The 26,378-nt window shown below is 63.8% G+C and carries 24 protein-coding genes; 8 read left to right on the top strand and 16 right to left on the bottom strand.

All coding sequences use genetic code 11. The annotated features are described in order from the left end of the window. Window positions 1-55 precede the first annotated feature (55 nt). The 5 genes from BM338_RS06405 to BM338_RS06385 form a co-directional block, all read right to left on the bottom strand. Entirely contained in the window at window positions 56-739 is a 684-nt protein-coding gene (locus tag BM338_RS06405) for an RES family NAD+ phosphorylase (protein ID WP_090449952.1), read from the bottom strand. Window positions 740-822: 83 nt separating this feature from the next. Next, window positions 823-1,218, bottom strand: coding sequence for an MbcA/ParS/Xre antitoxin family protein (locus tag BM338_RS06400; RefSeq protein ID WP_090449951.1), 396 nt, complete (start codon window positions 1,216-1,218; stop codon window positions 823-825). A 212-nt stretch (window positions 1,219-1,430) separates the two neighbouring features. Then, on the bottom strand, window positions 1,431-3,176 hold the full coding sequence (locus BM338_RS06395) for a DUF885 domain-containing protein (RefSeq protein WP_090450142.1): 1,746 nt from the start codon (window positions 3,174-3,176) through the stop codon (window positions 1,431-1,433). A gap of 45 nt (window positions 3,177-3,221) precedes the next feature. After that, a complete protein-coding gene (locus BM338_RS06390) occupies window positions 3,222-4,874 on the bottom strand; it encodes a SulP family inorganic anion transporter (RefSeq protein ID WP_090449950.1) in 1,653 nt (550 codons plus the stop codon). Then, window positions 4,871-5,488, bottom strand: a complete 618-nt coding sequence (locus BM338_RS06385) for a ParB-like protein (RefSeq protein WP_090449949.1) — start codon at window positions 5,486-5,488, stop codon at window positions 4,871-4,873. The genes BM338_RS06390 and BM338_RS06385 overlap by 4 nt, the downstream gene beginning before the upstream one ends. A 153-nt stretch (window positions 5,489-5,641) precedes the next feature. On the opposite strand from BM338_RS06385, the gene BM338_RS06380 reads away from it, so the two are divergent. Then, window positions 5,642-6,835: a lytic murein transglycosylase gene (locus tag BM338_RS06380; RefSeq protein ID WP_090449948.1), complete on the top strand. Its 1,194-nt coding sequence runs from the start codon at window positions 5,642-5,644 to the stop codon at window positions 6,833-6,835. Between the two features lies 1 nt (window position 6,836). Here the strand turns inward: BM338_RS06380 and BM338_RS06375 are convergent, their stop codons facing one another. The 6 genes from BM338_RS06375 to BM338_RS06350 form a co-directional block, all read right to left on the bottom strand. Next, complete coding sequence (locus BM338_RS06375; RefSeq protein ID WP_090449947.1) at window positions 6,837-7,541, bottom strand: helix-turn-helix transcriptional regulator; 705 nt, start codon at window positions 7,539-7,541, stop codon at window positions 6,837-6,839. Between the two features lie 68 nt (window positions 7,542-7,609). Continuing rightward, window positions 7,610-8,248 carry a glutathione S-transferase family protein gene (locus tag BM338_RS06370; RefSeq protein ID WP_090449946.1) on the bottom strand — a complete coding sequence of 213 codons (639 nt, stop codon included), beginning with the start codon at window positions 8,246-8,248 and terminating at the stop codon, window positions 7,610-7,612. Between the two features lie 38 nt (window positions 8,249-8,286). Then, complete coding sequence (locus BM338_RS06365) at window positions 8,287-8,691, bottom strand: GFA family protein (protein WP_090449945.1); 405 nt, start codon at window positions 8,689-8,691, stop codon at window positions 8,287-8,289. Beyond that, window positions 8,688-8,927, bottom strand: a complete 240-nt coding sequence (locus BM338_RS06360) for a hypothetical protein (RefSeq protein ID WP_090449944.1) — start codon at window positions 8,925-8,927, stop codon at window positions 8,688-8,690. The genes BM338_RS06365 and BM338_RS06360 overlap by 4 nt, the downstream gene beginning before the upstream one ends. 10 nt (window positions 8,928-8,937) lie before the next feature. Next, complete coding sequence (locus BM338_RS06355; RefSeq protein ID WP_090449943.1) at window positions 8,938-9,549, bottom strand: DJ-1/PfpI family protein; 612 nt, start codon at window positions 9,547-9,549, stop codon at window positions 8,938-8,940. A 119-nt stretch (window positions 9,550-9,668) separates the two neighbouring features. Next, entirely contained in the window at window positions 9,669-10,043 is a 375-nt protein-coding gene (locus BM338_RS06350) for a VOC family protein (RefSeq protein WP_090449942.1), read from the bottom strand. Window positions 10,044-10,586: 543 nt separating this feature from the next. Between BM338_RS06350 and BM338_RS06345 the strand changes: the two genes are divergently transcribed. The 4 genes from BM338_RS06345 (at window position 10,587) to BM338_RS06330 (ending at window position 15,452) form a co-directional block, all read left to right on the top strand. Beyond that, the gene (locus BM338_RS06345; RefSeq protein WP_090449941.1) at window positions 10,587-11,603 is read left to right on the top strand and encodes a class 1 fructose-bisphosphatase; all 1,017 of its coding nucleotides are present in this window, start codon (window positions 10,587-10,589) and stop codon (window positions 11,601-11,603) included. Between the two features lie 18 nt (window positions 11,604-11,621). Then, window positions 11,622-12,326: a 2OG-Fe(II) oxygenase family protein gene (locus BM338_RS06340; protein WP_090449940.1), complete on the top strand. Its 705-nt coding sequence runs from the start codon at window positions 11,622-11,624 to the stop codon at window positions 12,324-12,326. 93 nt (window positions 12,327-12,419) lie between these two features. Next, window positions 12,420-13,343 carry a patatin-like phospholipase family protein gene (locus tag BM338_RS06335; RefSeq protein WP_090449939.1) on the top strand — a complete coding sequence of 308 codons (924 nt, stop codon included), beginning with the start codon at window positions 12,420-12,422 and terminating at the stop codon, window positions 13,341-13,343. A gap of 78 nt (window positions 13,344-13,421) precedes the next feature. Further along, on the top strand, window positions 13,422-15,452 hold the full coding sequence (locus BM338_RS06330) for a S9 family peptidase (RefSeq protein ID WP_090449938.1): 2,031 nt from the start codon (window positions 13,422-13,424) through the stop codon (window positions 15,450-15,452). 69 nt (window positions 15,453-15,521) lie between these two features. On the opposite strand, the gene BM338_RS06325 is transcribed toward BM338_RS06330, so the two are convergent. The 3 genes from BM338_RS06325 to BM338_RS06315 all read right to left on the bottom strand — a co-directional run bounded on the left by BM338_RS06325 (window position 15,522) and on the right by BM338_RS06315 (window position 19,764). Continuing rightward, entirely contained in the window at window positions 15,522-16,310 is a 789-nt protein-coding gene (locus BM338_RS06325) for a hypothetical protein (protein ID WP_143109262.1), read from the bottom strand. Between the two features lie 105 nt (window positions 16,311-16,415). Then, window positions 16,416-17,507: a PA0069 family radical SAM protein gene (locus tag BM338_RS06320; protein WP_090449936.1), complete on the bottom strand. Its 1,092-nt coding sequence runs from the start codon at window positions 17,505-17,507 to the stop codon at window positions 16,416-16,418. Window positions 17,508-17,547: 40 nt separating this feature from the next. Then, complete coding sequence (locus tag BM338_RS06315; RefSeq protein WP_090449935.1) at window positions 17,548-19,764, bottom strand: hypothetical protein; 2,217 nt, start codon at window positions 19,762-19,764, stop codon at window positions 17,548-17,550. 136 nt (window positions 19,765-19,900) lie between these two features. Here BM338_RS06315 and BM338_RS06310 point away from each other — a divergent pair, with 136 nt between their 5' ends. Further along, window positions 19,901-20,134 carry a hypothetical protein gene (locus BM338_RS06310; protein WP_090449934.1) on the top strand — a complete coding sequence of 78 codons (234 nt, stop codon included), beginning with the start codon at window positions 19,901-19,903 and terminating at the stop codon, window positions 20,132-20,134. Window positions 20,135-20,187: 53 nt separating this feature from the next. Here BM338_RS06310 and BM338_RS06305 read toward each other — a convergent pair whose 3' ends face one another. Both BM338_RS06305 and BM338_RS06300 read right to left on the bottom strand, forming a co-directional pair. After that, window positions 20,188-21,846 carry an MFS transporter gene (locus BM338_RS06305; protein ID WP_090449933.1) on the bottom strand — a complete coding sequence of 553 codons (1,659 nt, stop codon included), beginning with the start codon at window positions 21,844-21,846 and terminating at the stop codon, window positions 20,188-20,190. A 117-nt stretch (window positions 21,847-21,963) separates the two neighbouring features. Beyond that, window positions 21,964-23,442, bottom strand: a complete 1,479-nt coding sequence (locus BM338_RS06300) for a hypothetical protein (protein WP_090449932.1) — start codon at window positions 23,440-23,442, stop codon at window positions 21,964-21,966. Window positions 23,443-23,662: 220 nt separating this feature from the next. Here BM338_RS06300 and acs point away from each other — a divergent pair, with 220 nt between their 5' ends. Both acs and BM338_RS06290 read left to right on the top strand, forming a co-directional pair. Further along, entirely contained in the window at window positions 23,663-25,603 is a 1,941-nt protein-coding gene (gene acs / locus BM338_RS06295; protein WP_090449931.1) for an acetate--CoA ligase, read from the top strand. A 92-nt stretch (window positions 25,604-25,695) separates the two neighbouring features. Further along, window positions 25,696-26,370 carry a response regulator transcription factor gene (locus tag BM338_RS06290; RefSeq protein ID WP_090449930.1) on the top strand — a complete coding sequence of 225 codons (675 nt, stop codon included), beginning with the start codon at window positions 25,696-25,698 and terminating at the stop codon, window positions 26,368-26,370. Window positions 26,371-26,378 lie beyond the last annotated feature (8 nt).

The following is a 26,378-nucleotide window of genomic DNA, read 5'->3' as shown; positions in this document are numbered from 1 at the left end:
CGGCTGCATCGCTGCTTCGCAGGTATGTCGCGCACACGGTGCGCTCCTACCGCGATCAGCTGCGCTTGAGTTCGCTCACTTCGAGTACCTGCGCGATGCGCTTGCCATCCCAGCGGTACAGCAGGTGCTGCGCCTGCACGCACGGCGCCACGCGGTCGGGATAGAACACCGCCACGCATTCGCCGCCGCGGTGCCGCGCACTTTCGTACACGATGCCATCCGAAGCATCGGCGCGCAGTTTGCGCGCAAGGGTCACGCTGGCGCCGTAACTGTCCGGATCGTGTTCCGCGGGCCAGCCGCCGCGCAGGTCATGCAGCTTCGCCTGGATGCTGGTGCGGTAGCAGCGCATCTCTGTATCGCAGGGCGGTTCGTCGGTAGCCGCGAGAAAGCGCTCGCGGTGATACACCGTTTCTTCGACGGCGGTGCGCACGGTGCGCGCAGCGTAGAACACGCCCCAGCTTCCGTCGGAGAAGCGGCTGCCTTCGGGATTGAGGTGGGTAAACGCCGCCATGATCGGCGTAGTGCCCGGGCCGCTCACACGCCGGTCCTTCGGCACCAGCGGCAGCACACCGAGTTCGTCGCGGATGCGCGGATTGGTCAGCGCCTCGATGGCATACAGCGCGTCCAGATCGCCCGGATCGGCAATGCGGTCATACACACCCACCGGCGGAAAGCGGCTGGGCACGATGCGATATGCATGGCTCCAGCGAATGCGTTTGAGTGGGGGGATGTCGACCATGACGGGGCGATCTCGGGCTACCTGCCGGGTTCAACGCAGTATGCGGCGACGACGTATCGCCGACTGCGACGCGCTCGGCAGGCTCACCAGCCGCGCTGTGCGTCGAGATACTGCCGCACCACATACAAGTCGGCCACGTTGCCTGACAACATGCGCTGCATCGCCGACTGCCCGCCGAACAGTGGCGCCTTGTTCGTTTTATGCACCCACGCATCCGCCTGGGCAGGGTCGTTGAACAGGATCTGCAGATCCTTGTAGATGCCCAGCAGATAGCTGATGCGTTCCAGCACATCGCGACTCAGGCTGCCGGCCTGGTGGCGCTTCCATTTGTAGAAGGTGGATTCCGGCGGATCGCCGAGCAGCTTGCGCTGGTCGCCGATGCGCAGGCTCCAGCGCTCGGCCAGATTGAAGAATGCGCGCAGCGCCGGGCCACCGAGATCGGCGGCGGGGACGGTTTCAGGAAGGAGATGAGCTGCCATGTGGAAACTCTCCCTGTGAAGTTGGGATGGAGTTTACTCCATTTATAAACTTCATGCCACTTGGCCTGTAGGAGCTCACCCCCGGATCGAGTCCGGGCAGGCTCTGTGCGCGACAAACCGGCAGGATTGCCGGTTTCCCGTAGCGCGACGACCTATGGAGAGCCGGTCAAAATGGCCCTGCTGCGCAGGGCTTTCGCCCACAAGGTGGGCTCCTACAGCGCCCTGGTTGCCGGGGGTTTGGCGCAGTCACAGCCGAAATCCGGCTCCGGGCCACCCTCTGCGATAAACCGGTCGATGCGCTGCTCCAGCACCGGCAGCGGCACGGAGCCGATCTGCAGCAGGGTGTCGTGGAAGTGGCGGATGTCGAACTTCGGTCCCAGCGCCTGCTCCACTTTGCGGCGCAGTTCCAGGATTTTCAGGTAGCCCAGTTCATACGACAGCGCCTGGCCGGGCCAGCTGATGTAGCGATCGACTTCGTTGGCGATTTCGCGCGCGGAGAGTGCGGTGTTGTCGGTGAGGTAATCGATGGCTTGCTGGCGCGTCCAGCCGAGATGATGGATGCCGGTGTCCACCACTAGGCGGCACGCGCGCCACATCTGATAGGTGAGATAACCGAAGCGATCATAGGGCGTCTTGTAGATGCCCATCTCGTTGCCGAGGTATTCGGAGTACAGGCCCCAGCCCTCGCCGTAGGCGGAGATATAGCCTTCGCGGCGGAATGCCGGCTGACCCTTCTGCTCCGCGGCCAGCGCGAGTTGCAGCGAATGGCCCGGCGCGGACTCATGCAAGGTCAATGCGGCCACGTTGTAGAGCGGGCGCGACGGCAGGTCGTAGGTGTTGACCAGATAAGCGCTCGCACCGCCACGGCCGGAGGTGTAGTACGGCGCGATATCCGGCGCCACCGGCACGATGGCGAAACGCTGGCGCGGCAGGTGATCGAAGAATTTGCCGAGCTGGCCATCCACCTGTTTGGCCACCCACGCGCTGCGCATCAGCAGTTCGTCGGGCGTCTTGGCGTGAAACTGCGGGTCGGTGCGCAGGAAGTGCAGGAACTCGGCGAAGCTACCCTTGAAGCCGCTCTCCTGCATGGTCTTGACCATCTCGGCGTGGATCTTCGCCACTTGCTCCAGGCCGACCTGATGGATCGCGTCGGGGTCGAGATCAAGCGTGGTGTACTCGACGATCTGCTGGCGATACCACGCCTTGCCGTCAGGCATTACTTCGGCGGCGAGCGTAGTGCGCGCCTTGGGCAGGTATTCGTTGCGGAAGAAGGTCAGCAGTTTGCCGTAGGAGGGAATGACCTTTTCGGCGATCACCTTGCGCGCTTCGTCCTGCATCGCAGTCGCCTGCGCGGCGGGCACGCTCACCGGCATGTGCTGGAACGGCTTGTAGAAGCTGCTTTGCGTGGGGTCTTTCAGCTCGGCTACCGCCGCGATGGAAACGTCGCGGCCGTCGAGCACCGCGCGCGGCACGGTGAAACCGCGCGCCAGACCGTCGCGCATGTTGTCGATCTGCTGGTCGAAGTACGCCGGCACCTGACCGAGGCGATCCAGATAACGGCGATAGTCCTGCGGCGTGCGCAAGTCATCGGCGTTCAGCACATAACCCAGGTCGCTCCAGAATGCGGAGTCGCTGTTGAACGGCATCTGCCACTGTTTGTACTGCTGCACGGCGAGCAGGTTCTGGATCTGCGCGCGATAGACGGCGTAGTTGACCTGGTCCTCGGCGGAGAGCTGCTTGGCGTCGACGGTACTCAGATCCGCCAACACCTTCTGCCAATAATCCAGGCGACGTTGCTGGTTGGCCGCGTCCACCGTATCCAGCCGTCCATTGTTGGGCTGGGCTTCACCGGAGGTGTTGATGCCGGCCTGCCCGTTGCGCCATGCCCATTCTGTTTCATAGATCTGCTTGAAGCGCGCACCCGCGCTCTGCTGTGCCCATGCCGGCGTTGCCAACATCAGGGCGGCCAGTGCCAGCCAGCCCAAGCGTGTTGCGTTGTTCACTTAAGGGGTTTCCTTCGCCTTGGATGAGAGTGGAGCAGCCGTGACGGCATCCTCCACACTCCAGTAATCCAGCGCCTGTGGCGGAAGCTGGGGCAGTGCCATGCGCAACAGCGCATCGCGCGCGATGTCTTTCAATCGTGCCACGCGCAACTCCATGCCACGAGCATCGAGCCACGTCACCAGATCGGCGAGCGCTTCGAGGGTGGTGCCATCGAGATCGGGCGACTCCTCCAGACTGAGCACCACCCGCTTCAAGCCGGTACGCTCCTGCACCCGCCGCCTTACCTGCACCAACACCGCCTCCGCATTGGCAAAGAACAGCGGCTCTTCCGGCCGCACGATCAACAGGCCCGGCAACTCGCTGGTGCCATGCTGCGCGATGTCCACAAAATCGTGCCCGCCCGCCAGCTGCCCCAGCACGCTGAGCCGGGCAGTGGCGAGCTGACGCAGCAGCATGATCAAGCTGAAGGCGATCGCCACCAGCAATCCGTTGAGGATGCCCAGCGACAACACAGCAACCACAGCGGCCAGTGCGACCAGCCGGTCGCGGTGCCAGCGCAGATACGGCGTGAACACCGTCAGCCGCAACGATTTGCTCACCGCGTGGATCACGATGGCGGCCAGCACCGGCTCCGGAATGCGCTCGATCCAGCGCAGTAGCAGACACACCATCAACAACACGCAAGCCCCGGCGACCAGCCCCGAAAGACGCGAACGCGCACCCGCCGCCTCATTCGCCGAGGTGCCCGAATACCCCGCACCCACCGGCATGCCGTGCAGCAGGCCGGATACTGCATTGGCCACGCCGAGCACCGCGAGATCGCGGTTGGGATTCACGTCGTCGCCATGCTTGAGCGCAAAGCTGCGGATTGCGCTGTACGACTCCGCATAGAGAATCAGCAGCATCGCCGCGGCCAGTTCCACACTGGGCAGCCATTGACCGCTTTCCGGCCACGCTGGCCACGCCCATTGCGGCGCCAGGCGGATTTCGCCGGTCAGCGTCACGCCGTGCTGTGCCAGCCAACCCGATGCCGCCACGCCGAGCACGATCACCAGCAAGCTGCCGGGTAAGCGGCGCAGGCGTTCGCCGAGAAACAGTAAAGCCAGCGCGATAGCACCGCATGCCAGCGTGGCCGGCTGCATCTTGCCAAGGTCACCCAGCAGATTCGCCAGCAGCAAAGGCACGAAGTCGCCATGCAAGGTCGGTACGCCGAACAGATGCGGCAGCTGCTTCAGCGCGATCACGCAGGCGAGACCGAAGGTGTAGCCGCGCAGAACCGGACGGGCGATCAAATGCGAGAGTCCGCCCAGCCGCGCCACGCTGGCGATCAGAAAACAGCCGCCGGTGAGCAGCACCAGCGTCGCGGCCATCGCCGCGCGCGAGATCTGGTCGCTGCCGGCCATCGCCAATGTTCCCGCCGCAAGTACAGCTGCCGACGAGGACGTAGCCGACACGATGGCATAGCGGCTACGTCCCAGCAGGCCATAGCAAACCAGACCGGCAAACAACGCAATCACACCGGCCTGCGGCGGCAGGCCCGCGATGCCGGAGTACGCCACCGCTTCGGGCAGCAACAGCCCTGCGATGGACAGGCCTGCCAGGATGTCGGTACCTACGGTGTTTCCTGGCACGGCCCCTGCCGGCGTGCTCATTCGATGCTGCCGGTCCAGCCCGGCAGATAGCCTGCCTGGTGACTATGCGCGAGCAGCAGGGCTTGCTGCAGCGTCTTGGCGCCCACCTTGCCCACCTGCAACTTCAACTGCTGGCGATAAAAATCCGCCCATAGGAATTCCGCATAGGGCGTGGCGTCCTTCGAGTAGCCACCCGACACCCGCACGCGCGCCGCGAGCGTGCGATAGGGATCGTCGGCGAGCTTGGCCAGGCTGACGGGAATGGTGTCGTAGCCGGTGCGGTTGCCCTGCTCATCGTACGGATGCGCCCAGCGGTTGAATTCCATGGTGCGCCAGAACACATCCTGTTCAAGCCAGGAGAAGTCACGCTGCACCATCACCGGCACGCTCTTCACCCCTTCTTCGAGCAGGGCAAGGCCGAGATGATGGTGATCGACGATATAGACCTTGCCCTTGGGTCCGATCACGCCGGGAAACCAGTGCGCATCGATCAGCTCTTTGCGCTTCTTCTTGCCGAGGCTTCGCCACAGGTTGCGCTTGTCGGCCACTTCGGCCTTGCCGACCGTCATTTGGGTAGGACGCAGTTTGTCGGGCGCAACCGACAGCAAGGGATGGCGCACGTGCGATGTGGACATCGGCATTTCCTCGGCGAGCGGTGGCGCCGAGGTTAGCCCAATCGCGATGGGGTGGGGATGCGCAACTATTTGCGTCTCCAGGGTCGTTGTACAGCCAACGTCTCCGCACCCTGCGTTAACCTGTGGCCCTCCCCCTGTTTGTTGGCCGCCCTTATGCCTACACGCCGCTCTGCACTGTTTGTTCTCGCGCTGCTCGCAGGTCCCGCCATGGCGCAGGACCAGAACAGCTTTCAGCAATGCCTTGCCAGCCTGGCGCCGACGGCCGCACAACGCGGCGTGAGCGGCGATACCTTCCGCAAATACACGCGCGACCTGGTGGCTGACACGACGGTCATCGACGCACTCAATCACCAGCCCGAGTTCACCACGGCAGTGTGGGATTACCTCTCTGCGCTCGTTGACCAGGAGCGCATCGACGACGGCAAGGCGCGGTTGAAACAATGGGCATCCGTGCTCGATCGCGCGCAACAGAAGTACGGCGTGGATCCGGCCACGGTGGTGGCGGTGTGGGGTGTGGAGAGCAACTACGGACAGCAGTTCGGCCAGCGCCCATTGCTGCAGTCGCTTGCCACGCTCTCGTGCATGGGCCGACGCCAGGATTACTTCCGCGGCGAGTTCTACGCGGCGCTGCGCATCGTGCAGAGCGGCGACATTACCGCCGACGAGTTCAAGGGTTCATGGGCCGGTGCGTTCGGGCATACGCAATTCATGCCCTCGACGTTCGAACGTGTGGCAGTCGATTTCGATGGCGACGGCCGGCGCGATCTGATCGCCAGCGTGCCCGATGCGCTCGGTTCCACCGCGCACTATTTGCAGATGTCGCACTGGCAGAGCGGCCAGCCGTGGGGCTATGAAGTGAAGCTACCCTCGCCGTTCGACAGCAAAGTCAGCGGACGCGACGCCAAGCGGCCGATGAGCTACTGGAGCGCACAGGGCGTACGGCTGGTCGACGGTTCACCACTACCGGATGGCGATACGCCTGCCGCGCTGGTGTTGCCAGCAGGCGCGCAGGGCCCGGCCTTCCTTACCCTGCGCAACTTCGATGCGATCTACGCGTACAACGCTTCCATCAACTACACCCTGGCCATCGCACTGCTCTCCGACCGCCTGCGCGGCAAACCCGGCATGGTCGCTGCGTGGCCTACCGACGATCCCGGCACCTCGCGCACCGAACGTCGCGAACTGCAACGTCTGCTGATCGCGCACGGCTACGATATCGGCGAAGTCGACGGCATGATCGGCGACAAGTCACGCGAAGCGATCCAGCAGGAGCAGCGCAAGCGTGGCCTGCTCGATGATGGCCGGCCGGGCCAACGCATCCTGAAAGCGCTGCGGCAATCGCCTTGAGCTATTCCATGCCTTCGTAATAACCGCTCATGGCTTCCATGTAGGCGTCCAGATCACGCCCTTTTGTCATGCTGAAACGCTCGCCGGTGATCGCACAATCAGCGATGCGGTCCGGTCGGAAATTACGGAAGCCCTCGCGCAGCCGGCACCAGCTGCCCAGGGTCCAGGCGCCGCCCCAGAACGCCAGGCATAGCGGCTCGACCTCGCGCGTACTGGGACGGCCTGCTTCGTCGGCATAGTCGATGCGCAGCACCTGGTTCTCGCTGATCGCAGCATTGAGGCGGTCGATCAGTACGGCGAAAGCGGTCTTGGTTGGATCACGCCAGATCGGTGCATAGATGCGCGTGCGTGCGGCGCGATCGCGCAGTTCTGGCGGCAGCACGGCCTCGATCTTCAACAACGCGGCGCGCGCACTGCCGGCCAGTTTCTCACCCGCGAACGCACGCACGAAGCGCGTGCCTACCACCAGCGATTCGAGCTCGTCGGCAGTGAACATCAGCGGCGGAATATCCGAACCCTTGCGGAGCACGTAGCCCACACCGGCCTCGCCTTCGATCGGCACGCCGGACAATTGCAGGTCGGCCACATCGCGATAGACCGTGCGCAGCGAAACGCCCAGAGTATCGGCGAGACTCCGCGCCGGCAGCGCAGTGCGGCGCCCGCGCAAGGCGTGGATGATGAGGAACAGGCGATCGGCGCGGCGCATCCGCACATGATCGCCGAGCCGCAGCGCGACGGCCAGCGTCGGACGTCACGATGCGCGACTCTCATGGCTCAGGCCGCCTGCGACGCCTGAGCCGCCGCCAGCGCGGCATCCTTCTCGTGCGACCGCTTGATCGCGGGACGCGAGAGAACGCGGTCGATGTAGGCGCGGATCACCGGCGTTTCCGGCACCAGCTTGAACATCGTGGTCCAGTTCAGCGCATTGCCCCACAGCACGTCGACGGCGCTGAAGCGTTCGCCAAGCAAATATGGGCCGCGCTCCAGCTGTTCGGTAAGCGTCTTGAACATGGTGTCGAAATCACCATAGGGGCAGGTCGACGGTGCCGCGGGCTCGCGTTTCATCGACCGGTCCACCAGCGCCGGCTCGAAGCAGGAGCCGTAGAACACCATCCAGCGCAGGTAGGGACCGCGCAGCGGATCGCCGATAGGCGGCGCCAGCTGATGCTTGGTGAACAGATCCGCGAGGTACAGATACACCGCCGGCTGTTCGGTGATCAGCGCTCCGTCGTGGAGGATGGCCGGCACCTTGCCCATCGGGTTCACCGCCAGATAGTCCGGCTGGCGCTGCTGCTTGGCACCAAGGCTCAGCACATGCATATCGTAGTCGGCTTCCAGCTCTTCGAGCAGGGCCAGGGTGCCGCCGGAGCGGCTGTTTGGTGCGTGGAAAAATGTGACTCTTGGTTCGCTCATGACACCCTCCTCCTCGTTCGCGTTGCGCAGTACCGCCCTCACAGATGTCGTATCTCGTCGGGGGTTTCCATCCAGTTGTCGCGTCGACCATCGAAGTAACGTACGGGCGCGTCGATCAGCCCCCTGGGATCCACGTCATCCAGGCTGGCCAGGTTGACCGAGTAGTACGCGCCACCGATCTCCTCGATGTAGCCCCGATTGAACGGATGTACACCGCAGTGCGCACAGAACAAGTGATGACAGCTGTTGGTGCCGAACTGGTAGTCAGCCAGTTCACTCTCGCCGGCCAGCAAGCGGAACGCGTCGGGTTTGATCATCGCGCCCCAATCGCGCAGCTTCCAGCAGATGGAGCAGTTGCATTTTCCGGTGCCTGCGGACAGATCGATGTCCGCCTCGTAACGCACGCGCCCGCAATGACAGCTACCGTGATAGGTCTTGATCACGATGCCTCTCCGTTGGGACGTCCGGCAGCGGCAATCGCCGCGCCGGCACATAAGCCTGTCATGGCGACCGTGGCGATCGTTTGCAGCCGCGGCGGCCGGGTGGTGGAAGCGGGCCGGCCATGCGGCTTGGTTGCAGGTGGCGACGACACCGGCAAGCGGTGTTGGCCATCCAACAGCAAACCGCGCAGGTACAGCGGCCGATAACCTTGCAGAACACGTTGCAGGAAATCGCTCATGACCCGGCCCTCATGCGGCCACTGCTCTCTCGCCGGCGAACCACGGCGGCGGTACGGCGTGCTTGAACAGGCGGTACCAATGCTCGCGGTCGCTGCTACTGTACAGATCCAGCGTGCGGATCACCTCGCGGGCGAATTCCACACTGCCCAACCCGCTGGCGGTAATCACACCGCCGTCGCTCACGGCCAGCACATCCGGGTCGTACTGCTCCGAGCCCGCATAAGCCGGCACGCGGCTGCCGATGAAACCGGTGAGGTTGCCGGTATGCCGGCTGCGCTCCAGCAGGCCAGCACGGGCCAGCGCCAACACAGCGCTGCTGATCGCGGCCACCGGTGCGCCGGCGGCATGCACGCGCAGAGCGGCATCCACGGCTTCATCGCCTTCGTTCCGCTCCCACAGATGCCCGCCCGGCATGATCAACAAGGCCGCCCGGGCCAGGTCGATGCGATCCAGCGTCAGCTCCGGCAGCACACGCAGGCCGCCCATCGACACCACCGGCTGCATCGAGAACCCCACGGTTACCACCCGCCAGTCGCCCGGGCGGCGGATCTCGCACAGCGCCAGCGCGGCCTCCCAGTCGGCAAACCCGTCGAACACCAGGAAATACACGGTGTCACGCATGATGCTTCCCTCCTATATCGATACGTGTGATCAGGCATGTGCCCGTCATAACGACGAACGACAGGGGCGCCACCAGACATCGCCGCGCCCGCCTCGCTCGCCCCAACCGGGTGGGCGGGTCACTGCCGGGACCACAGCCCCACCCGGTTGCCTTCACTGTCCTTGAACTGCGCGAACGCACCGCGCCCTTCCGGCAACACCGTGCGCGGCACAATCACCGCCCCGCCGGCCTGCTCAACACGGCCCAGCGTCTCGCCCACATCCGCCACGCTCAGATACACCGTGCTGCCGTGGATCGACGGCTCGCAATGCTCAAACTTCATCAGCGCACCCGTGACATGGTGGTTGCTGTCATACGGAAACACCGCCAGCTCCATCCCGCCAAAAGGCTCCCGCTTCAGCGCCGTACCCAGCGCGGCGTCATAAAAGCGAATGGCGCGATCCATCTCATGGACCGGAATCTCAAACCAGTTGGTGACAATCGGGTTCAGCATGTCCGTATTCCTCCAGGTGCCCAGCGCACCAACACAGTCTGGGTACCCCCTGCTGCCAACGTGATGTCAGCAGGGAGGAGAAAATTGGGCGGCGCGAAGCAAGCCCGTGACCGCATCCCCTGTGCGGCGGCGAGGGCCGCACGATCAGGCCTAGAAGAAAATCATCCCGACGCCTGACACTGGAAAAAGCGTAGCTACGAAGCACACCGCCTGCTCTTCAGGCCATTTCTCTTTGGTTACTTTCTCTTTGGGCCAGCAAAGAGAAAGTGACCCGAGCCGCGGCAGCGGTTCGGAAGCCCGCGGCAGGCGAGCCAGGGCACGCAGTCGCGACAACCGGGCGATAAGGCACTAGATGACCAGCTTCGCTGTTGAAGAGCTCCTCCGGCCTACGCCGGAATGACGAAATAGGAAGCGTTGAGCCGAGCACCCGCCCCTCACCCCAACCCTCTCCCCGCAGGGGAGAGGGCGAAAAAGGCGCGCTACGGCTGGCGCCATTCAGCCCCACCCCGGACAATGCCCATTCCCATTCGCCACGGACCCACCATGAAGCCCGTCTCGCTGATCCAGTTCCTGATCGAGGAACGCCGCGCCGGCCGCATCAACGCCGAACTCTCCTTGCTGATCGAAGTGGTCGCGCGCGCCTGCAAACGCATCGCCGTCGCCACCAACAAGGGCGCGCTGGGCGGCGTATTGGGCGAGGCCGGCACCGGCAACATCCAGGGCGAGGCGCAGAAGAAGCTGGACGTGATCTCCAACGAGATCCTGCTCGAAGCCAACGCCTGGGGCGGCCATCTCGCCGCCTGCGCTTCCGAGGAAATGGAAGACCCGCAGCCGATCCCGGATATGTACCCCAAGGGCAACCACCTGTTGATGTTCGATCCGCTGGACGGCAGCTCGAACATCGACGTGAACATCTCCGTCGGCACCATCTTCTCGGTGCTGCGCTGCCCGGACGGCGTGGTCGAACCCAGGGCCGAGCACTTCCTGCAGCCAGGCACCACTCAGCTGGCCGCCGGCTATGTGGTTTACGGCCCGGCCACGGTGCTGGTGCTGACCTTTGGCCACGGCACGCACGAGTTCACGCTGGATCGCGAAGTGGGCAGCTTCACCCTCAGCCGTCGCGACATCCGCATTCCGGACGAGACCGCCGAGTTCGCCATCAACATGTCCAACCAGCGCCACTGGGAAGCGCCGATGCAGCGCTATATCGGCGAGCTGCTGGCCGGCAAGGAAGGCCCGCGCGGCAAGGATTTCAACATGCGCTGGGTGGCCTCAATGGTCGCCGACGTGCATCGCATCGTGACCCGCGGCGGCGTGTTCTATTACCCGCTGGACGCCAAGATCAAAGACAAGGGCGGCAAGCTGCGCATCATGTACGAAGCCAACCCGATGGCTTTCATCATTGAGCAGGCCGGCGGCGCGGCCACCACCGGGCGCCAACGCATTCTCGAGCTGCAGCCCACTGGCCTGCACCAGCGCGTGCCGGTGTTCCTCGGTTCGAAGAAAGAGATCGAGGTAGCCACGCATTATCACGTCGAAGCGGACGGAGCGCAGGGCTGAAGCCCTGTTTGCTGCGGCATGGCTGCCAACGATTTCATCGAGGTCTACGAACAGGCGCTGTCGCCGGAGCAATGCGCGGCGCTGATCGAACGCTTCGAGCACAGTAGTCACATCGCCCCCGGCCAAGTCGGGGGCGGCGTGTATCCGGAGCTGAAGCACAGCAGCGACATCACCATCAGCGGCCGGCTCGAATGGCGCGATGCCGAGACCGCGCTGAATCTGGCGATGCTCAATGGCCTGGTGACTTACCTGCGCCGCTACCCGTACACATTGATCGCACCGCTGATGCTGCAGGTGCCCGATCCCGTTACCGGCGAGCCGAGGCGATTGGCCGAGCAGGACATCGCCGCCATGGACGACACCGCGCTGGGCAAGCTGGCGCGACAGGTGTTCGTGCCCGGCTCGATCAACCTGCAGCGCTATCGCGGCGGCGCCGGCGGTTATCCCTACTGGCACTGCGAGCTGTTCCCGCGCGATGCGACTGCGCAAACGCTGCACCGGCATCTGCTGTGGACGATCTACCTCAACGACGGCTTCGCCGAGGGCGAAACCGAATTCCTCTATCAGGGCCGCAAGGTGACACCACGCGCCGGCAGCCTGCTGCTGGCGCCGGCCGCTTTCACCCACACCCATCGCGGCAACCGGCCGAGCGGCGGCGACAAATACATCGCCACCAGCTGGGTGCTGTTCCAGCGCGCCGAGCAGCTCTACGGCGCTAGCTGACCATTGCCCCAGCGAACGCCGCAGGCGCCCCGCGCGGCGCCCGGTTTCGGCCTTACACTCGCCCGCCATCCCCACCTATTGTTGCCTGCCACCATGCGCGCCACCCGCCTACTGTTGCCCCTGCTTGCCGCCCTCGCGCTCAGCGCCTGTTTCGGCAGCAAGCCCACGCCGCCCCCGGCGGTGCCGGTGGTGGTGGTAGCCAAACCACGCATCGGGCTGGCGCTAGGTGGCGGTGCCGCCAAAGGTTTCGCGCATATCGGCGTGATCAAGATGCTGGAGGCCAACGGCATCCATCCCGACGTGGTCGCCGGCACCAGCGCCGGCAGCGTGGTCGGTGCGCTGTACGCCAGTGGCATGGATCCGTTCCAGATGCAGGAGCAGGCCTTCGCGCTGGACGAAAGCAAGATCCGCGATGTCAGCCTGTTCTCCGGCTCCGGCGGACTGGTGCAGGGACAGAAGTTGCAGGACTACGTGAACCAGTTGGTCGGCAACCGCTCGATGGAAAAGCTCAAGCTGCCGTTCGCCGCGGTTTCCACCCAATTGGAAGACGGCCATCGCACGGTGTTTGTGCGCGGCAATACCGGCCAGGCGGTGCGCGCCTCCAGCAGCATCCCCGGCGTGTTTCAGCCGGTGGAGATCAGCGGCAAGCATTACGTCGATGGCGGCGTGGTCAGCCCGGTGCCGGTGGACGCGGCACGCCAGCTGGGTGCCGACTTCGTGATCGCGGTGGATATCTCCAGCAAGGCCAGCGGCAGCAATCCCAACGGCATGCTCGGTGTGGTCGGCCAGTCGATCAGCATCATGGGCCAGAAGCTCGGCGAGCAGGAATTGGCCAGAGCGGATGCGGTGATCCGACCCAAGGTCAACCAGATCGGCGCCACCGATTTCGAGCAGAAGAACCAGGCCATCCTGGAAGGCGAGCGCGCGGCGATGGCCGCGATGCCGGCGATCAAGGCCAAGCTGGAGGCACTGGAAGCGGCTCGCAAAACGCCACCCGCCGCCGTCGCTACGCACTGAAATAGGGCTCTGCCTATGGATGAGGCCCAGACGGACTGTTAGCGTGAGAGGGTTCTGACGAAGTCCCGGAAACCTCCCATGCTGAAAACCACCCGATGGCTGCTCCCCTTGTTGGCGACGGCCTTTGCGCCACTCGTCTTCGCCGACAAGGCGCCCGCCGATCCCCGCATCGCCACGCTGCTGGGCGACCTGGCCAAGGCCCGTTCGATCAGCGCGGCGCAGCTTTCGCCGGACGGCCAGCAGTTGGCCTGGGTGATCAGCACGGGCAATAAACCGGGCATCGAAGTGGCAAAGAGCGACGGCAGCAACGCGCGTCGCATCGGAAGCGCCCCGCCCGGCACCTGCAGTTCCAGCGATATCGCCTGGGCGCCGGATTCGCAGCGCCTGGCTTTTCTTTCCGACTGCGGTAATGCGAGCCGGCGCAAGGACCTCTTCGTTGCTGATACCCGCAGCAATGAAGCCCCCAAAAAACTGGCGCCGTTGCAAGGCCTGGCGCAAGACCTGAACTGGTCGCCAGATGGCCGCACGCTCGGCTTTCTGTACGTAGAGAACGCCACCCGCCGATCCAGCGCACTTGCGGCCGCCAAACCGGCAGCCGGCGAAATCGGTGTGGATGGGATGGAAGTGCAGCGCATCGCCGCCGTCGATGCCGCTGGCGGTGCGGTGCGCCTGCTCACGCCGACCAGCCGCCATGTCTATGAATTCGCCTGGTCACCAGATGCGCGGCGCATTGCGTATGTCGCTGCGCCGCCGCCGGGCGACAACAACTGGTGGATCGCCAAGCTGCTGACCCAGGATGCGCAGAGCGGCGCCAACGCTGCGGTGGCAGTCGATCCGGCCATCACCAAGGGCAGCCTGCACGGCCTGCAGATCGCGCTACCGCGCTGGTCGCCCGATGGCAGCCAGATCGCTTTCATCGGCGGCCTGATGAGCGATCAGGGCGCTACGGGTGGCGATATCTATAGCGTCGCTACCAGCGGCGGCGAGCCGGTCAACCTCACGGCCGGCACCCACGTCACACCGGTGTGGCTGAGCTGGACCGGTGCGCAGCAATTGCTGGTCAGCCAGATCCGCGGTGGCCAAAGCGAAGTGGCGGAGTACGCCATCAGCGGCAACGCGGCCAAGCCGAGCCGTACCTTGTTCACCGTGCCGGCAAGCATCGGCGCAGGCGAGGAAGCGATGGCGCTCTCGGTGTCTGACGACCATTCGCGCATTGCCTTCGTGCAGAGTTCGTTCGACACCGCGCCCGAAGTGCATGCTGGCCCGCTGGGCAGCACTCCGCCGCCAGCCGTCACGCATTTCAATGCCGCGCTCAAGCCTTCCTGGGGCAGGACCGAATCGGTGGAATGGGAGAACCAGGGCCTGCACGTGCAGGGCTGGCTGATCTATCCGGCCAACTACGATCCGGCCAAGACTTACCCGATGGTGGTAAATGTCCATGGCGGTCCGGCGAGCGCGGTGATTCCGCGCTGGCCCGGCGTCGGGTATGGCGGCGCGCCGTTCGCGGCGCTCGGCTATTTCGTGTTCATGCCCAATCCGCGCGGCAGCTACGGCCAAGGCGAAGCCTTCGTGCAAGCCAACCGCAAAGACTTCGGTTACGGCGATCTGCACGACACGCTCGCCGGCATCGATGCCATCGAAAAGAAACTGCCGGTGGACGATAAGCGTCTCGGCCTCACCGGCTGGAGCTACGGCGGCTTCATGAGCATGTTCGCGCCGACCCAGACCCAGCGCTTCAAGGCGGTGGTGGCTGGCGCCGGCATCGGCAACTGGCAGAGTTACTACGGACAGAATCTGATCGACCAATGGATGCTGCCGTACTTCGGCGCTTCCGTTTACGACGATCCGGCCGTGTACGCCAAGAGTTCGGCGATCAACTCCATCAAGCAGGTCAAGACACCGACGCTGGTCGTGGTGGGCGACCGCGATGCGGAATGCCCGGCGGCGCAGTCGCTGGAGTTCTGGCACGCCTTGCGCGCGCAGAACGTACCTACGTCACTGGTGATCTACCCCAATGAGGGGCATCGTTTCGTGGATCCGGCGCACCAGCGGGATGTGCTGCAGCGGGCGTTGAACTGGTTCCAGAAATACCTGCCGGCAGCGCCATGATCTTGCTACGCCGTTAGCAGCAAGCCGCCTGCTATCGCTGGATGCGGCAGCAGGCGGAGCTGAGCGCACTTAGGAAACATCGTTCTCGAATGCCGCGGCGGCCAGCCCGCCGATCGTGGTCGAGGAGTCGCTCAGGAACATCTGCTCCCACCAGTGCAGCGTATTCCACTGGTCCTCGACGCCCTTGTACATGTACTCCTCTTGCAGCGATGAGTACTGCGACACCGGGCCGGGACCGTTTTGCGGAATCTCGTTCTTTTTCTTCTTGTCGAGATACGTACCCACTTCGATGTCGGCAACCTGGTTGTTGTATTTCTGCGTCTCCCAGCGTGCACGCAGGTAGTCCGCGGCGATCGCCAGATTCGAGTCGTAGAAATGCGACGGCATCCAGCGCTGGTCGCGAAGATCCTCGAACGCTTTCTGGATATCGCCGCCATGGCGATCCATCGCGCCTTTGATGTAGGCGTCGATCTTGCCGCGGTCCTCGGGCGTCCAGGTGGTGGCCTGCTGCTTGTAGTCGCCGATAGCGCCTTCGACTACTTCCTTGGTGATAGCCGGGTCGCGGTCATGGCGATCAAGAATCGACTTGCCGTAGCTGTCGACCAACTGTTGGATGGTCGGCTCGCGCTCGGTCTTGTTGCGGATGGGCAAGCCTGCGATCTGATCGCCGATCTCGGCATTGACGGCGGTTTCGATGGCCTGGCGATCGGCATTGATCACCGCCGGGTTCTCGTGATTGTTCACGTCGGTGGTGTACTTTGCGATGGCCGCGTCAGTCGTCGATACGTCGGAGGAGCCACCGTCGTCGATCGGGCGGAGATAGGCGAGACTGGAAACAGCATTGAGCGGGGCGACCATGATCGGGTGCCTCATGGTGGGGGATGGGCTTTCGAACATAACCCTCTCCCGCGCGACGTACACCTAGGGCAAACCCCAGCTTCGCGTTAATCCGAATGCTTTCGCCTAGAACAGTTGTCCCTGCGGGGAGGTTTCACGCGGCGGCATAAAGCGTGAGATATCCAGTTTCAATTCACGCGCTCTACCGAAACCATGTTTGCGACACGCCACTTCAAAGCGCTTGCGCAGCAACTCCGCGAACACGCCCTGCCCGCGCATGCGGGTAGCAAAGTTACTGTCGTAGTCACGACCACCATTCATTTGCTGCACCAGGCTCATCACATGCTCGGCGCGCTGCGGTACGTGCAGCGCCAGCCATTCGCGGAACAGTTGCTTGAGCTCGTAGGGAAGACGCAGCACGGTGTAACCCGCACAGCGCGCGCCCGCCTCGGCGGCCTGATCCAGCACCGCTTCCATATCGCGATCGTTGAGCGCGGGGATGATCGGCGCCACCAGCACGCCCACCGGCACGCCCGCTTCTGCCAACGTGCGTACGGCCTGGATGCGCCGGTGCGGTGCGCTGGCGCGCGGCTCCAGTTTCGCTGCGAGGTGGTTGTCTAGCGAATTGACCGAGACGAACACCTGCACCAGTCCTTCGCGCGCCATCGGCGCGAGCAGGTCGATGTCGCGTTCGACCATGGCGTTCTTGGTGACGATGGTGCAGGGATGGTGGCATTCGGCCAGCACTTCGAGTGCGGCACGCGTGATGCGAAAGCGCTTTTCTATCGGCTGGTAGGGATCGGTGTTGCTGCCGATATTGATCGGCTTTGGCACGTAGTTGCGCTTGGACAGTTCGTGGCGAAGTACTTCGGCGAGATTGCTTTTCGCACGCAGCTTGGTTTCGAAATCCAGACCCGGCGACAGGTTGAGATAGCTATGCGATGGCCGTGCGAAGCAATAAATGCACCCGTGTTCACATCCGCGATACGGATTGAGTGCCTGGTCGAAGGCGATGTCCGGCGAGTCGTTGCGCGTGATCACGCTGCGGGCGTGTTCCTCCGTCACAACGGTCTTCGGCCTGGGTCGCTCCTCATCCAGCATGGCGTGCTGCCAGCCGTCGTCTTCCGCGTGATGGCGGATGGTTTCGAAGCGGCCTTCCGGATTTGAGGCAGCGCCGCGGCCTTTGAAAGCCTGCACGGGATAAGGGGATTCGGACATGGCGACAGTCTGCGCCGGGTATGTCTCAGTTGGCGCGACACTAGGGAGCCGGCGACGCCCCCAACTGTTCGTCCAGCGCCTGCGTCATGCGAGCCAGCGGGTAGTTCTGTTGCAACTGCCGCCCCAGTTCGGTGAATACAGGTAGTGAAATGGTCCAGCCGAGCGGAATCGGATACTCACCAGGACACAGGCGGAAATGCCACAGCATGTCGCCGCTGGCGGGATCGTTGTCGCTGGTATGCAGCGTGCGCAGCAATTGCACGCGTGCATATTCGCCGCGCGCGTTGCGTGTATCCAACAGCGCCTTGACTGGCGCAGCGGCTTCGCCACTGAGGCTTGGATGCGATGTATCCGGTTTCTGGCACGACGCCGAGTACAGCGGTAACGGATGCGCGGGATCGTGTTGATCAACGAAGTCCGACATCTCCGGATCGTTGCTGATGTGCAGCACGATAAAGCGCAATGACTGATGCCGTTGATCCGCCACAGCGCGAAGACGTGTCATTACTTCCAGCAAAGTCGTCGTACCTGAGTTTTCGAAATAGCCGCCGTCCACCAGCTGCAGCTGCGTGGGCACGGGCGGCGTGACGCCGGGCGCCGGCGTGTTTTGCAGGGTGCCGGCCGGACTGATGTAAGTGAAGCGCGCACTGTTGAGCACCGCCTCGCTCAGCGGCACACGCGGATCGAGCCAGGCAGAGCCATCGAACGCGGCCGTCCATGGCTGCTGCTGCAACGAAGCCATGGGGCGGAAGGGATGCTGGATAAAGCGGCGCCCTTCGGCCACGCTGGTGCTATTGAGAAACAGCGCAGGTATCGACGTATCCACGCTGCCATCCGCATGCCGATAGAGATCGGCAAACGGCTGCGCCAGCGCGGGGGCGCCCTGGCGGCGCGCCGCACGCTCCCAGGCGCGGGTGAGTGCGCGCGAGCGATCGTCGAACCAGGCACCCGGCAGCCAGCGTTGGGTGAAGTCCACAAAGAACATATTGGCGAGGGTCGGCGCGAGGAAGTCGTGGCTCAGCAGCTGTTCCGTGCGACCTTCCATCGATCCTCCCGGCTGACGCAGCAACACAGCGTAGGTTGCCAGGCCAAGGCTGCCGCCGGAGACGCCACTGCCGGCGAACAGGTAATGCGCGAAGGCGGATTCGTTTGAACCGGCCAGCCTGACCTGCTCGGTCAACCGCGCCAGCACCAATGCTGTCCATGCCGCACCGCGAATACCGCCGCCTTCCGCAGAGACCATGATCACCGGACAAGTCGAACGCCCGGTGCAACGATCGTCCAGCCACGCGTTCGCATAAGCCTCAAAGCTGGGCCGCGACTCCACCGGTTCGGCAGCCGGTGTCTGGTGCGTGCTCATGACTGGGTACTGCCGCACGCGATGGTTGTCGTTGAGATGCAGCACGTGAAACAGACCGCTCGCCAACAACAACGTACTTAGCAGTGGCCATCCACGCCGGTCGGCGAACATACACAGCAGGCCACCGCTGAAACAAAGGAAGGCGGCCGCGATCAGCAGGATCGCCAGCGGTCCGATGCCGTCCAGCGCCTCGGGCCACCAGGCGATCAAGATCGTGGCGACGACGTTCAGCGCGATCACGGCGATATACCAACGCAGCGCGGTAATGCCCAGCTCACGGACGCGCACCACGCGTTGCTCGCTGGAAGGTTGCAGGCACACGGGGCCGGCACCCTCTCGCAGCGGCAACGCATTCAACAGACGACGGCGCGTGGCGAGAAACACCACCATCAGCAGAGATTCGATCAACAGTCCGGCCGCGCGCCAGACGCGTTGCTGACAGTCCGCCGTGACGCCACACGGCCCGTGCGGCACGGTGGTCAACGACACCACGTAACCCAGCAGCACCAGCAGCGGAATCGCGGCGCCGAGCAGCCGCGGCAACCAGTTGCGCAAGCCTTCGCCGCGCGGATCCTGCAGGGCCGGCCAGCGCGGATAGATCAGCCGGTAGGCGTTGCGCGCTCCGTACCAGATCGCCATGCCGGCTATGGCACTGCTCGCCAGCAGCCCCAGATAGCGGCCAGTGCTGGGGTCGGTCCAGACCGCGATAAGGAACAGCTCCGCTACCTGATCCACCCCCAATGCTGCGATGGCGCCAAAGGCGATGATCAGCAGGGATACCCGCACCGGCTTGAGATGATCGAGCAGCAGTGCGAAGGCGACGACACACCAGCGCGCTGCGCGCCATAACCAACCGGACGGCGCGGATGTAGCGGGCGAACGGGAAGTTTCCTGCATCGGCGATGCCCCTTATCCGGTCGCGGAATCTTACGCCGCCACGTCGTATGAGGTTTGTGCAGAACCCGGCAATCCGGAGCCTCCGGGATAGTTATGATCCGCTCCGTTCCGTCTCTAACCGTATCGCGAGGCACCCATGCGTTGGCTGTTTCTGACCGGCACCCTGATCGCCCTCGTCCTGTGTTTCACCCGGCATGGCGGTGGCGCCATGGGCTGGTGGCTGTTCGTCAGCATCATCGGCGCGTTCGCCACCGTGCTGGCTTTCGCCGATTCGCGCATTAACGCCAGCTCGCGCGGTGAAACTCTGTCGGAGTACGACCTGAAGCAGCTGCGTGAAGGCAAGCCACCCTTGAACGATCCGCATCGCTAGAAAAACAAAGCGCAGCCGGAGCTGCGCTTTGTCGTAGCACGTGGGTTACAGCGTCACTGCCGGATATTCACGTCCTTGGTTTCGCGCAGGAACAGCAAGCCGATAAAGAACGTGCCGATGGCGACGATGATCGGGTACCACAGCCCGTAGTAGATATCGCCCTTCCACGCGACCAGCATGAAGCCGATGGTCGGTACGAAGCCGCCGAACCAGCCGTTGCCGATGTGATACGGCAGACTCATCGAGGTGTAGCGGATACGGGTGGGGAACATCTCCACCAGCCATGCGGCGATGGGGCCGTAGACCATGGTGACGTAGAGCACCAGGATCGCCAGCAGCACCACCAGCATCGGGTAGTTCGACTGCGCGGGGTCGGCTTTCTCCGGATAGCCGGCCTCCTTCAGCGCCGCACCTACGGTGGTGCCGAAGGTCTTGCTCTGCGCGGCAAATGCAGCGCCGTCGAGCGCACCGCCCTCGAACGAATCGAGCACATGATCGCCAACCTTCACCTGAGCAACGGCACCGGCCGGCGCGGCCTCGTTCTTGTATGGAATGCCCCGCTTCGCCAGAACGGTTTTCGCCACGTCGCAGGAACTGGTGAATTTGCTCTTGCCCACCGGATCGAACTGGAAGCTGCACTTGTTCGGATCGGCGATCACTGTCACCGGCGAGCTGGCGGCGGCGCTCTCAATCGCCGGGTTGCCGTAGTGGGTAATCCCTTTGAAGATCGGGAAATAAGTCAGCGCGGCAATCAGGCAGCCGGCCAGCACGATGGGCTTGCGGCCAATGTGGTCCGACAACCAGCCAAAGAACACAAAGAAAGGCGTCCCGATCAACAGCGCGCCTGCAATCAATAGGTTCGCTGTCGTCGTGTCTATCTTCAGACTCTGGGTCAGGAAGTACAGCGCATAGAACTGGCCCGTGTACCACACCACGGCCTGACCAGCGGTGGCACCGAGCAAGGCCAGGATCACCAGCTTGAGGTTCTTCCATTGGCCGAAGGCTTCGGTCAGCGGCGCCTTGGACTGCTTACCCTCGGCCTTCATCTGCTGAAACACCGGCGATTCCTGCAACTGCATGCGGATGTACACCGACACCGCCACCAGCACCGAGGAAATCAGGAACGGAATGCGCCAGCCCCAGGCTTCGAAACTCGCATCGCCCAGGCTCAGGCGTGTGCCGAGAATCACCAGCAGCGACAGGAAAAGACCGAAGGTCGCGGTGATCTGGATGAAGCTGGTGTACAGGCCACGCTTGCCGTCCGGTGCATGCTCGGCGACATAGGTAGCCGCGCCGCCGTACTCGCCACCCAGCGCCAGGCCTTGCAACAGGCGCAAGGCAATCAACAGCACCGGCGCAATCAGGCCTACCGACGAATAGCTGGGCAACACACCGACCAGAAAGGTCGACAGACCCATGATGATGATGGTGATGAGGAAGGTGTATTTGCGGCCGATCAGATCACCCAGGCGGCCGAACACGATGGCGCCGAATGGACGCACCGCGAAACCCGCGGCGAAAGCGAGCAGCGCGAAGATAAAGCCGCTGGTCTCATTAAGGCCGGAGAAGAAATGCTTGCCGATCAGGACCGCGAGCGACCCGTAAAGATAGAAGTCGTACCATTCGAAAACCGTGCCGAGACTGGAAGCCAGCACCACCCGTCGGTGGCTGACGTCGAGCGGGCCGCGGGCGTCCGTTGCAGTTGTAGCCATGATGCTCCCCTACTGATAGTGAGACTGCCCGACACCCGCAAAGGCGATCGCGGCAGGAGACGCGCTCGTCCCTGAAACGAAGAGCGGCGGCGCACTCCCGTGCACCGCCGCGATAGCTCAGAACTTGTACAGCGCGTTGAGGCTGACCTGATTGCCGTTGATGCTCTTGCGCTCGCCGGTGGGGCCGGTCTGGTAATTGAGCACGTCGTACATCCACTCGATGCCCAGTTCGTAAGCGCCGGAGGCGTACTGCAGGCTCAGTGCCGCCTGCTGATCCTTCAACAATGCATTGGAGGTCGGCGTAGTGGCGACCCAGCGGACCACGTCGTCGCGGTTCGGTTTGCTCAGCGAGTAGAACGCGTTGAGGCTCCACTTCGGCGTGAAGTTGTAGCCCGCCTGCAGGAAGCCGCCCGCCTCGCTGATATCGCCGAACTGCGACATGGCACCGAAGATCTGGCCCAGGCCGTTGCCGGCGTAGAGCAAGCCCTTGAACGTCCAGGGTCCGGGTTTCCACTGGCCACCCACTTCGTAGCCGACGCTCTTGATGCTGTCCTTGATCGGCGTTGGGAAGGAGTTGTTCACACCCTTGAGATCCAGCGAGGCGTAGTGCGCCACGAAGTACGCCAGCCAGTTCTTGTCCGCCACGCGCAGGCGCGCTTCGACCTGCGGCTGGAAGTGCGCGTTGCCGGCGGTCAGATAGTTGATGGTGTTGGTGCCACCGGTCGGGTTCGGGCCACTCCAGTTGCCTTCGAAGGCGCCCACATCCAACCGCCACTTGGGACCGTCGGAACCGTGGTTGAGATCCTGCATCCACACCACACCCGGATAGCGCCAGCCGACGAAGCCGGAACCGAAGCCCAGCGGGAAGGCGATGTGCGAGAGCGAGGTCGGCACGTTGTCCAGCGGGAACATCAGATCCCACTGTTGGCCGATGCGGATGGTGCTGCCGGTATTCGGGTTGGTCAGGTCCATATAGGCCTGGCGCAGGCGCGGAATGGGCTGTTGCTGCGCGTAAGCGCCGGTGCCATTGAAGCCGCCGAAGAAGTCCATTTCGATGCGGCCGCCGCCGCCCCAGTTCTCATTGAACTTGGCACCGGTGAAGTCGAGCCAGAAGCGCGTGTTGCGCACATCGACGCCGCTGAGCGAACCGGAGTTGGCCTTGGCTGGCACCGCCGGAATCTCAGCGTTCTGGCCATTGCCATAAGTGAAGGTCTTGTCCTGGCCAAACGCAGTGGCATTGATGAAGCCGTGGAATGCGACCGACACCCCCGGAGCGGTGGTGAACGTCGGTTTGGTTTCCATAGCGGTTTTCGCCGCCGCCACCTTGACCGAGGTGGCCTCGGCAGTCGCCTGGGCGGTCTGCGCCGTCTGGGCCGCCTGCGTGGTTGCGGTCTTCTGCTCCTGGATCATGCTTTTGAGTTCGGCCAGCTCCTGTTCCAGCTGGGTGACGCGCGATTCAAGCTGTTTTTCGCGGGTGCTCTGGTTTGCCGTTGTCTTGGTTTTTTGCGCGGCATGCGCGCCCATGGGCAACGCCAGTGCAGCGGCGATAGCAAGAACGATCGCCGTATGGCGATTACCGTAACGTGTGAGAACCATAGTGCTTGCCTCCCCAGGCTATACCTCGGCGGAGCATGGTGATGCTGCGTTGCGGGCGCCTATTCCCCATTGGTCGAACCTCGACCAAAGTCGAAGCGCGGCCGTCGCGTCGGGTTTGCCGGGCTTTCGCTACACTCGGTGGTCACGTCGCCTGGCAAAGGGTTTTGCCGCGGCATTCAACGACCAAGGCTGCCGGATGGCCGGCCAGCAGGAGCCCCCCATGTCCAAGCTCTACCCCGTCAAGCCCGAGTTCGCCGCCAAGGCCCATGTCCGCAAGGACGACTACGAACGGCTGTATGCGGAATCCGTGCGCGATCCGGAGGCCTTCTGGGCTGGCGTTGGTAAGCGGCTGGACTGGAGCAAGGCACCAAGCAAGATCAAGAACGTCTCCTTCGACCCGAAGGACCTGCATATCCGCTGGTACGAAGATGGCGAGCTCAACGTTTCGGCGAACTGCCTGGACCGGCATCTGGCTACGCGCGGCGACAAGACCGCGATCATCTTCGAGGGCGACGACCCCGGCGAATCGCGCCACATCACCTATCGCCAGCTGCACGCGGAAGTGTGCAAGTTCGCTAACACGCTAAAGAACCTGGGTGTGACCAAGGGCGACCGCGTAGCCATCTATATGCCGATGATTCCGGAAGCGGCGGTGACGATGCTGGCCTGCGCGCGCATCGGCGCCGTGCACTCGGTGGTGTTCGGCGGCTTCTCGCCGGACTCACTGGCTGGACGCATCGCCGACTCCACGGCCAGGGTCGTCGTGACGGCCGACGAAGGTTTGCGCGGCGGCAAGAAGATCCCGCTCAAGACCAATGTGGACGCGGCGCTGGAACGCCCCGGCACCAACAGCGTGGAAACCGTAATCGTGGTGCGCCGTACCGGCAGCGCCGTGCCAATGCAGTCGCCGCGCGACCGTTACTACCACACGCTGATGGAAGGCCAGTCGGCCGACTGCCCGCCGACGCCGGTGGAAGCCGAGCATCCGCTGTTCATCCTTTACACCTCCGGCTCCACCGGCAAGCCAAAGGGCGTGCTGCACACCTCGGGCGGTTACCTGGTGTACGCCAGCTACACGCACGAACTGGTGTTCGACCTGCGCGAAGACGACGTGTACTGGTGCACAGCCGACGTGGGCTGGGTCACCGGCCATAGTTATGTGGTGTACGGCCCGCTGGCGAACGGCGCGACCACGGTGATGTTCGATGGCGTACCGAACTACCCCGACACCAGCCGCTTCTGGCAGGTGGTGGACAAGCACAAGGTGTCGCTGTTCTACACCGCACCCACCGCGATCCGCGCGCTGATGCGCGAGGGCGAAGCACCGGTGAAGAAATGCTCACGCGCCAGCCTGCGCCTGCTTGGCTCAGTGGGCGAGCCGATCAATCCGGAAGCGTGGGAGTGGTACTACCGCGTGGTCGGTGATGAGCGCTGCCCCATCGTGGACACCTGGTGGCAGACCGAGACCGGCGGCATCCTGATCACCCCGTTGGCCGGCGCCATCGACGCCAAGCCGGGTTCGGCGACCAAACCGTTCTTCGGCATCAAGCCGGCGGTGGTCGATGCTGGCGGCGGGCTGCTGGAAGGTGCCACCGAAGGCAATCTGGTCATCACCGATTCCTGGCCGGGCCAGATGCGCACGGTGTATGGCGATCATCAGCGTTTTATCGAAACCTATTTCACCGCCTACCCCGGCAACTATTTCACCGGCGACGGTGTGCGCCGCGACGAGGACGGCTATTACTGGATCACCGGCCGCGTGGACGACGTGATCAACGTCAGTGGCCATCGCATCGGTACGGCCGAAGTGGAGAGTGCGTTGGTGGCGCATCCCAAGGTCGCCGAGGCTGCCGTGGTTGGTTGCCCGCATGAGATCAAGGGACAGGGCATCTATGCCTACGTCACGCTGATCGCTGGCGAGCAAGGTAGCGACGAATTGCGCAAGGAGTTGATTGCCTGGGTGCGCAAGGAGATCGGACCGATCGCCACGCCGGATTACCTGCAATGGGCACCGGGCCTGCCCAAAACCCGCTCGGGCAAGATCATGCGCCGTATCCTGCGCAAGATCGGCGAGAACCAGCCTGACCAGCTTGGCGACATCTCCACACTCGCAGATCCGAGCGTGGTGAAGAACCTGGTGGACGAACGCCTGATCAAATAGTCACCCGTAGGAGCGCACCCTGTGCGCGATGCTCTTCCATCGCAACGCCGTTCGCGCACAGGGTGCGCTCCTACAGCAAATCGAAGCCATCCATGTCCGATGTCCTGATCGCCGACGACCATCCGCTGTTCCGCGATGCCCTGCAGCGCGCGGTGCTTAGCGCGTTGCCGCAGTCGAAGGTGCATTGCGCGGATAGCGTGCACAGCCTGCTGTCCCTGGTGGAGCAATACCCCGAGGCCGACTTGCTGCTGCTCGATCTGCATATGCCGGGCGCGCGTGGCTACTCCGCACTCGCGCATATCCGCGGCCAGTATCCGGGGCTGCCGACCATTGTGGTGTCGGGCCACGAGGAAGCGCAGGTGGCACGGCGCGCACTCGCCCATGGCGCCTTGGCGTACATCCCGAAATCCAGTTCCGGCGATGAGATCGTGCAGGCCATCCGCACCGTGCTCGATGGCGATGTCTGGCTGCCGCACGCCTTGATCGGCGATGGCGGTACCGGGCTCAAAGCGGATGAAGAGGACATCGCCGCTCGCGTGGCATCGCTGACGCCACAGCAGTTCCGCGTACTGACCATGATCGCGGAAGGTCTGCTCAACAAGCAGATCGCGTATGACCTTGGTGTTTCCGAGGCCACGGTGAAGGCGCACATGACGGCGATCATGCGCAAGCTCGGGGTGAACAACCGCACGCAGGTTGCACTGGCGGCAAGCCAACTCGCCGTCGATCCCACCGCGTTGCAGCCGTTGCCTGACGACGAAGAGTAAGACGCGTT

This window comes from Dyella sp. OK004 (genome assembly GCF_900114495.1).
In the GTDB taxonomy this organism is placed as follows: domain Bacteria; phylum Pseudomonadota; class Gammaproteobacteria; order Xanthomonadales; family Rhodanobacteraceae; genus Dyella_D.
The sequence above is the reverse complement of the archived record's forward strand: the minus strand, read 5'-3'. Positions and strand labels throughout refer to the sequence as shown.

What these genes read in the sequence shown, in the direction of transcription:
- BM338_RS06405 (WP_090449952.1), bottom strand. Translation starts at nt 739, where the DNA reads ATGGTCGACATCCCCCCACTCAAACGCATTCGCTGGAGCCATGCATAT.
- BM338_RS06400 (WP_090449951.1), bottom strand. Translation starts at nt 1,218, where the DNA reads ATGGCAGCTCATCTCCTTCCTGAAACCGTCCCCGCCGCCGATCTCGGT.
- BM338_RS06395 (WP_090450142.1), bottom strand. Translation starts at nt 3,176, where the DNA reads ATGTTGGCAACGCCGGCATGGGCACAGCAGAGCGCGGGTGCGCGCTTC.
- BM338_RS06390 (WP_090449950.1), bottom strand. Translation starts at nt 4,874, where the DNA reads ATGAGCACGCCGGCAGGGGCCGTGCCAGGAAACACCGTAGGTACCGAC.
- BM338_RS06385 (WP_090449949.1), bottom strand. Translation starts at nt 5,488, where the DNA reads ATGTCCACATCGCACGTGCGCCATCCCTTGCTGTCGGTTGCGCCCGAC.
- BM338_RS06380 (WP_090449948.1), top strand. Translation starts at nt 5,642, where the DNA reads ATGCCTACACGCCGCTCTGCACTGTTTGTTCTCGCGCTGCTCGCAGGT.
- BM338_RS06375 (WP_090449947.1), bottom strand. Translation starts at nt 7,541, where the DNA reads ATGCGCCGCGCCGATCGCCTGTTCCTCATCATCCACGCCTTGCGCGGG.
- BM338_RS06370 (WP_090449946.1), bottom strand. Translation starts at nt 8,248, where the DNA reads ATGAGCGAACCAAGAGTCACATTTTTCCACGCACCAAACAGCCGCTCC.
- BM338_RS06360 (WP_090449944.1), bottom strand. Translation starts at nt 8,927, where the DNA reads ATGAGCGATTTCCTGCAACGTGTTCTGCAAGGTTATCGGCCGCTGTAC.
- BM338_RS06355 (WP_090449943.1), bottom strand. Translation starts at nt 9,549, where the DNA reads ATGCGTGACACCGTGTATTTCCTGGTGTTCGACGGGTTTGCCGACTGG.
- BM338_RS06350 (WP_090449942.1), bottom strand. Translation starts at nt 10,043, where the DNA reads ATGCTGAACCCGATTGTCACCAACTGGTTTGAGATTCCGGTCCATGAG.
- BM338_RS06345 (WP_090449941.1), top strand. Translation starts at nt 10,587, where the DNA reads ATGAAGCCCGTCTCGCTGATCCAGTTCCTGATCGAGGAACGCCGCGCC.
- BM338_RS06340 (WP_090449940.1), top strand. Translation starts at nt 11,622, where the DNA reads ATGGCTGCCAACGATTTCATCGAGGTCTACGAACAGGCGCTGTCGCCG.
- BM338_RS06335 (WP_090449939.1), top strand. Translation starts at nt 12,420, where the DNA reads ATGCGCGCCACCCGCCTACTGTTGCCCCTGCTTGCCGCCCTCGCGCTC.
- BM338_RS06330 (WP_090449938.1), top strand. Translation starts at nt 13,422, where the DNA reads ATGCTGAAAACCACCCGATGGCTGCTCCCCTTGTTGGCGACGGCCTTT.
- BM338_RS06325 (WP_143109262.1), bottom strand. Translation starts at nt 16,310, where the DNA reads ATGGTCGCCCCGCTCAATGCTGTTTCCAGTCTCGCCTATCTCCGCCCG.
- BM338_RS06320 (WP_090449936.1), bottom strand. Translation starts at nt 17,507, where the DNA reads ATGTCCGAATCCCCTTATCCCGTGCAGGCTTTCAAAGGCCGCGGCGCT.
- BM338_RS06315 (WP_090449935.1), bottom strand. Translation starts at nt 19,764, where the DNA reads ATGCAGGAAACTTCCCGTTCGCCCGCTACATCCGCGCCGTCCGGTTGG.
- BM338_RS06310 (WP_090449934.1), top strand. Translation starts at nt 19,901, where the DNA reads ATGCGTTGGCTGTTTCTGACCGGCACCCTGATCGCCCTCGTCCTGTGT.
- BM338_RS06305 (WP_090449933.1), bottom strand. Translation starts at nt 21,846, where the DNA reads ATGGCTACAACTGCAACGGACGCCCGCGGCCCGCTCGACGTCAGCCAC.
- BM338_RS06300 (WP_090449932.1), bottom strand. Translation starts at nt 23,442, where the DNA reads ATGGTTCTCACACGTTACGGTAATCGCCATACGGCGATCGTTCTTGCT.
- acs (WP_090449931.1), top strand. Translation starts at nt 23,663, where the DNA reads ATGTCCAAGCTCTACCCCGTCAAGCCCGAGTTCGCCGCCAAGGCCCAT.
- BM338_RS06290 (WP_090449930.1), top strand. Translation starts at nt 25,696, where the DNA reads ATGTCCGATGTCCTGATCGCCGACGACCATCCGCTGTTCCGCGATGCC.